The organism is Actinocorallia lasiicapitis, from assembly GCF_054778695.1.
On the sequence record NZ_BAAGZI010000341.1, the window covers coordinates 1 to 6433 of the forward strand.

Genomic DNA, 6433 nt, shown 5'->3' on the forward strand with positions numbered 1-6433 from the left:
GGCTGCAAGGGCCGGGACGAGCGCGTCGGCCGGGGGAGCGCCGTCGGCGGCCAGCAGGGCGGCGGCGGCGTTCAGCAGGACCATGTCGCGGACGGGCCCCTGCTCGCCCGAGAGGACCTTGCGGATCACTCCGGCGTTGAAGGCCGCGTCGGCGCCCCTGAGGTCCTCATGGGTCGAGCGGGCGATGCCCAGCTCTAGCGGGTCCAGGACGGTCCGGGTGACCTGGCCGCCGCGCACCGCCCACACCTGGGACGGCCCGGTGGTGGACAGCTCGTCGAGGCCGTCGTCGCCGCGGAACACCAGAGCAGAGTTGCCGCGCTCGGCGAACACGCCCGCGACGATCGGCGCCATCCGTTCGTGGAACACGCCGACCGCCAGCGCGCCGGGACGGGTCGGGTTGGTCAGCGGGCCGAGGAAGTTGAAGACCGTCGGGGTGCCGAGCTCGCGGCGCGGACCCATCGAGTGGCGGGTGGCCGGATGGTAGATCGGCGCGAACAGGAAGCCGATCCCGATCTCGTCGATCAGCTTGACCGTCTGCGCGGGCGGCAGATCGATCACGACTCCGAGCTCTTCCAGCACGTCGGCCGTGCCGCAGGCCGAGGAGGCCGCACGGTTGCCGTGCTTGGCCGTCCTGGCGCCGGCCGCGGCGGCGACGATCGCGCCCATCGTGGAGAAGTTCACGGTGTGGGCGCGGTCCCCGCCGGTGCCGACCAGGTCGACCAGCTCGCCGGAGACCGTGATCGGGGTGGCGTTGGCCACCATGCCCGCGGCGATGCCGGAGACCTCCGAGACCGTCTCGCCCTTGGCGCGCAGCGCGATCGCGAACCCGGCGATCTGCGCGTCGGTGGCGGCGCCGGACATGATCTGGTTCATCGCCCAGGCGGACTCCTCCGACGTCAGGGTCTCCCCGTCGAGGAGGGCGTTCAGCAGGGCGGGCCAGGAGGTCCGGGTGGTCACGGGGTCTTCTCTTCCCAGGAGTGGATCAAAGAGGGTGGTTCAGAGGACGGGCAGGCGGCTCTGGAGCCGCTCGCGCAGCAGGCTCGCGGCGGCGCGGGCCAGCTCCATCGGGTCGATCGGCTGGGTGACGACGGCGTCGGCGCGCGACCAGTTGGCCAGCCACTGGTCGTCCTTGCGGGCGATGATCGCGAGCATCGGCGGGGCGTCGTAGACCTCGTCCTTGGCCTGGCGGATCACGCCGAGGCCGCCGGCGGGCTGCGCCTCACCGTCCAGGATGGCCAGGTCGATGCCGCCGGCGTCCAGCAGCCGGACGATCGCGGGCTGGGTGGCGACCTCGACGTACTCGACCAGGGGGAGGTCGGCGGCGGGGCGGCGCCCGAGTGCCAGCCGGACCGTCTCGCGGGTGTGCGCGTCGTCGCTGTAGACGAGGACCTTGACCGTGGTGGCGGCCGGGGCGCTGTCGCTGCTGCTCATGCGCGCAAGATTACCGCTTCGAAGATTGATCACAAGAGGGTGTGTGACATCCCTCTCAGGGGTAAGCGAACGCCCCGTATGTCGGAATTGTTCCCAAACTGAGAGGTCAGTTCGCCTCTAACGGGGGGTCCTGCACGGGGTGGTGGCCAGGTGCCGCAATAATGCTGCCCGTGGCAACTGCATCCGCGATTCAGACAGCACCGCATGGCGGTCGGGAACATCGTCCCAACCTCGTCAATGTGGGGACGATCGTCTGGCTGTCGTCCGAGCTCATGTTCTTCGCGGCGTTGTTCGCGATGTACTTCACCATCAGGTCGGTGACCCAGGGCGCCGGCGAGGAGTGGCCCCAGGCCGAGTTGAACCTGCCGTTCGCGGCGTTCAACACGTTGGTCCTGGTCCTCTCGTCGGTCACCTGCCAGCTCGGCGTGTTCGCCGTCGAGCGCGGTTCCGGGCCCGAGGCCATCAAGAAGATGCGCTTCTGGTACGTGATCTCGTTCCTGATGGGTCTCTGGTTCGTGATCGGTCAGCTCATCGAGTACCGCGAGCTGATCCATCACGGTACGACCTTGTCCTCGAACGCTTACGGCTCGGTCTTCTACCTGACCACCGGGTTCCACGGCATGCACGTGACCGGAGGCCTGATCGCGTTCCTGTTCGTTCTGGGACGCACGTACGCCGCGAAGCGCTGGACTCATGAGCAGGCGACGAGCGCGATCGTCGTTTCGTACTACTGGCACTTCGTGGACGTGGTCTGGATCGGCCTGTTCGCGACCATCTACCTCATCCGATAACGGGGACATTCCGTGACTAGGTTCACCGCATGGCGCCGACGCTCCTGGGCGGGCTACGCCGTTGTGTTGGCCGCCTTGGCAGCGATCGGCGTGCTCTACGCGGGCTTCTCTCCCGCGCAGCAGGCCGAGGCGAACGGCACCCAGGCACAGGCCCAGGATCTGGCGAACGGCCGCGAGCTGTTCAACCAGAACTGCGCCAGCTGCCACGGCCTGAACGCCCAGGGCACCAAGGACGCCAACGGCAACGACATCGCCCCGAGCCTTCTGGGCGTCGGTGCTGCATCGGTCGACTTCCAGATCTCGACGGGCCGTATGCCCGCGATGACCGGAGCGGCCCAGATTCCGGGCAAGAAGGTCGTGACTCCGTTCGCCTTCGAGGGCGGCGAGCACGACGGCGAGCTCAACCGCAAGAACATCGACGACGTCTCCGCGTACATCCAGGAGCTCGGCGGCGGACCGGGCATCCCGGCCGTCCCCGCCAGTGACGACCTCGCCCTCGGTGGCAAGCTGTTCCGCACCAACTGCGCGCAGTGCCACAACTTCGCGGGCGAAGGCGGAGCGCTCACCTACGGCAAGTACGCGCCGAACCTGCTCGAGACGCACCCGACGCAGATCTACGAGGCCATGCTGACCGGCCCGCAGGCGATGCCGGTGTTCAACGACACGACGCTCACGCCGAAGGACAAGGCCGCGATCATCGCGTTCATCACGCACACGCGGTCCGAGCCCAACCCGGGCGGCAACGGCCTCGGCCGTCTCGGCCCGGTGTCGGAGGGCCTGGCGGGCTGGCTCGTCGGTATCGGCCTCCTCGTCGTCGCAGCGCTGTGGATCACCGCCAAGAAGCCGAAGAAGCTGAAGAAGTCATGAGCGAATCCAACGAAACCGCGCCCGAGGAGAACTCGGGCAACGCGCCGAAGCGCGTGATCGGCACCCCGGCTCCGGCCGAGTCCGGCACGCTGCTGGCCAAGGACGACACGCCGTCCGGCGAGATCGTCCCCGGCTACGAGCTGGACGAGGCCGCGGCCAAGAAGTCCGAGCGGATCATCGCTCTGATCTTCCTGATCGCGTTCGCGGCCAGCGTCGCCTTCATCGTCTACTTCATCGGCTTCTCCGGCCGCAACGGGGGGATGCACGGGCTCGAAGACGCCCGTGAGGTCAACCTGTGGCTCGGCGGCACGATGACGCTGTCGTTCATGGCCATGGCGATCGGCGTCACCCTGTGGGTGCGCCGCCTCATGACCAGCGCCCCGATCGAGCAGGAGCGGCACGAGCTCCCGACCGACGACTCGATCCGCGAGAAGTTCGCTCGCGAGGTCAAGCAGGGCGCGCTGGACAGCGGTCTGACCAAGCGTCCGCTGCTGCGCCGCACGCTGCTGCTGGCCGCGGCCCCGCTGGGCCTGGCCCCGCTGGTGCTGCTGCGCGACCTCGGCCCGCTGCCCGAGAAGCGGCTCCGGCACACCTTCTGGGAGAAGGCCGTCGCCAAGGCCAAGGCCGAGGGCAAGCCGGGCGTCCGGCTGCTCGTGGACGGCACGAACGCTCCGCTGAAGGCGACCGACTTCAACTCGCCCGGTGCGATGATCACCGTGCTGCCCGAGGGCATCGAGGAGGAGCACGACGCGCTCACGCAGATCGCGAAGGCCACCACGATCCTCATCAACATCCCGCCGGACCAGTACAAGCTGTCGCCGGAGCGGATGAACTGGACGGTCAACGGGATCATCGCGTACTCGAAGGTCTGCACCCACGTCGGCTGCCCCGCGGCGCTGTACGAGCAGACCACGCACCACATCCTGTGCCCGTGCCACCAGTCCACCTTCGACGCCACCGACGGCGCGAAGGTCATCTTCGGCCCGGCTCACCGGCCGCTTCCGCAGCTGCCGCTCGCGGTCGACGAAGAGGGTTACCTCATCGCCACCGCGGACTTCCCCGAGCCCGTCGGCCCGAGCTTCTGGGAGCGTGGCTGATCATGGCTGCTGAAGCAGAACTTCCCAAGGCCGTCGACGGAACCCTCGGGTTCATCGACGACCGGCTGGGATCGACCAACTTCTTCCAGCGCAACGTCAAGAAGGTCTTCCCTGACCACTGGTCGTTCATGCTGGGCGAGATCGCGCTCTACTCGTTCATCATCCTGCTGCTGACCGGTACCTTCCTCACGCTCTGGTTCAAGCCGAGCATGATCGAGGTCCACTACCACGGCAGCTACAAGGCGCTCGAAGGCGTGAAGATGTCCGAGGCGTACGCCTCGACCCTGGACATCAGCTTCGACGTCCGCGGCGGTCTGCTCATGCGGCAGATCCACCACTGGGCGGCCATCCTGTTCATGGCGTCGCTGATGGCCCACATGCTCCGGGTGTTCTTCACCGGCGCGTACCGCAAGCCGCGTGAGCTCAACTGGCTCATCGGCCTGGGCCTGTTCACCCTGGGCATGGTCGAGGGCCTGTTCGGCTACTCGCTCCCCGACGACCTGCTGTCCGGCACCGGTCTGCGGATCACCCAGGGCGTCGCGGAGTCGATCCCCGTGGTCGGCACCTACGTCTACATGTTCCTGTTCGGCGGGGAGTTCCCCGGCGAGGCGATCATCCCGCGCATGTTCACGCTGCACATCCTGCTGATCCCGGGCATCATCCTGGGTCTCGTGACGGCGCACATGATGATCATGTGGCACCAGAAGCACACGCAGATGCCGGGCACCGGCGGCACCGAGCACAAGGTGACGGGCTACCCGTTCTACCCGGTGTTCATGGCCAAGACCGGCGCCTACTTCCTGTTCACCTTCGCGGTGATCGCGCTGCTGGCGACCTTCGCCCAGATCAACCCGATCTGGCTGTTCGGCCCCTACGACCCGTCGGCCATCTCCGCCGGTTCGCAGCCCGACTTCTACATGGGTCTGCTGGAGGGCGCGCTGCGCCTGATGCCGAACTGGGAGATCACGGCCGCGGGCCACACCCTGTCGCTCAACGTCCTCATCCCGGCGCTGGTGCCGCTCGGCATCATCTTCACCGGGGCCGGCCTCTGGCCGTGGATCGAGCGCTGGGTGACCGGCGACCACCGCTGGCACAACGTCAACGACCGCCCGCGCAACGCGCCGACCCGCACCGGTGTCGGCATGGCGGTCGTGACCTTCTACGGTCTGCTCTGGCTGGCCGGCGCCAACGACGTCATCGCGGACAAGTTCTCGGTCTCGCTGTACGGCACGACCTACTTCTTCCGCGTCGCGATCTTCGTCGGCCCGGTGCTGGCGTTCATCATCACCAAGCGGATCTGCCTGGGCCTCCAGCGCAGCGACGCCGCGACGATGGACCACGGCTACGAGTCGGGCGTCATCACGATGTCGCCCGACGGCAAGTTCGAGGAGATCCACAAGCCGGCCCCGCCGTCGGAGAAGGCCAAGCTCCTCTCCAAGGAGGAGCCGCTGCCGCCGCTGGCTTCCAAGGACGCCAACGGCATCCCGGCGAAGCCGACGCGCGGTCCGCTGGGCCACCTGCGGACCCGCCTCAACATGTGGTGGAACAAGGACACCATCGCGGTGGAGGAGTCCGCTCACGGCCACGGCCATGACGAGCTCGACTCCGGCACGAAGGAACTGACGCACTAGGCGTCCGCCGCTGACGACAGCAGCGCCACACGAGGCCCGGTCCGCATCCGTGCGGACCGGGCCTTCGTCGTTCCCGGGCGTCGTTCCCGGGCGTCGTTCCCGGCGGGCTCAGATCCAGGAGCGTTCGGCGGCGAGGGTGCGGGCGGTGTCGAGGAGCCTGCGGGTCTCGGGGGAGAGGGCACCGGGGTGCCAGACGAGCTCGACCGGGACGGTGGGGAGCGGGTCGAGCAGCGGAAGCGCTTTCAGGGTCGTCGGCATCAGGGCCGCGGCGGACGCGGACAGCAGCGTGAAGCCGGTGCCGTCGGGGAGCAGCGGGTTGAGCCGCAGCCCGGGGACGGGGTGCTCCCATACGCGGAAGCCGGGGGGCAGGGCCGACAGCACGAGGTCGTGGTAGGCGGGGGCCAGCGGCCGCTCGTGGAAGCAGAAGGTCTCGCCGGAGAGTTCGGCGAGACAGATCGCGGCCCTGTCGGCCAGGGCGTGGTCGGCGGCGACCAGCGCGACCAGCGGTTCGTGCCGCAGCGGGGCGCGGTCGAGGGCGTCGGAGTGCGGGACGCTGTGGGAGATGACCAGGTCGAGCCGGCCCGCGTGCAGGGCCTGGCCGAGCTCGGGCGACCAG

7 protein-coding genes are annotated in these 6433 nt (G+C 68.6%); 4 read left to right on the top strand and 3 right to left on the bottom strand.

Annotated features, from left to right (window positions below):
* Positions 1 to 957: anthranilate phosphoribosyltransferase (gene trpD, locus ACYVE7_RS26865; protein ID WP_460368374.1), on the bottom strand; the 957-nt coding region annotated here is incomplete at its 3' end.
* 39 nt (positions 958 to 996) lie between these two features.
* On the bottom strand, positions 997 to 1431 hold the full coding sequence (locus ACYVE7_RS26870; protein ID WP_460368376.1) for a response regulator transcription factor: 435 nt from the start codon (positions 1429 to 1431) through the stop codon (positions 997 to 999).
* Between the two features lie 161 nt (positions 1432 to 1592).
* Here ACYVE7_RS26870 and ctaE point away from each other — a divergent pair, with 161 nt between their 5' ends.
* From ctaE to qcrB, 4 genes are read left to right on the top strand one after another with little or no spacing between them, the layout of a single operon-like run.
* A complete protein-coding gene (gene ctaE, locus ACYVE7_RS26875) occupies positions 1593 to 2222 on the top strand; it encodes an aa3-type cytochrome oxidase subunit III (RefSeq protein ID WP_460368378.1) in 630 nt (209 codons plus the stop codon).
* Positions 2223 to 2234: 12 nt separating this feature from the next.
* Entirely contained in the window at positions 2235 to 3089 is an 855-nt protein-coding gene (gene qcrC, locus ACYVE7_RS26880) for a cytochrome bc1 complex diheme cytochrome c subunit (RefSeq protein ID WP_460368380.1), read from the top strand.
* Positions 3086 to 4186 carry a cytochrome bc1 complex Rieske iron-sulfur subunit gene (qcrA, locus tag ACYVE7_RS26885; RefSeq protein ID WP_460368382.1) on the top strand — a complete coding sequence of 367 codons (1101 nt, stop codon included), beginning with the start codon at positions 3086 to 3088 and terminating at the stop codon, positions 4184 to 4186. Before qcrC ends, qcrA begins: the two co-directional genes overlap by 4 nt.
* 2 nt (positions 4187 to 4188) lie before the next feature.
* Positions 4189 to 5817: a cytochrome bc1 complex cytochrome b subunit gene (gene qcrB, locus ACYVE7_RS26890; RefSeq protein WP_460368385.1), complete on the top strand. Its 1629-nt coding sequence runs from the start codon at positions 4189 to 4191 to the stop codon at positions 5815 to 5817.
* A 108-nt stretch (positions 5818 to 5925) separates the two neighbouring features.
* On the opposite strand, the gene ACYVE7_RS26895 is transcribed toward qcrB, so the two are convergent.
* A partial coding sequence (locus ACYVE7_RS26895; RefSeq protein ID WP_460368387.1) for a LysR family substrate-binding domain-containing protein occupies positions 5926 to 6433 on the bottom strand: 508 nt, incomplete at its 5' end.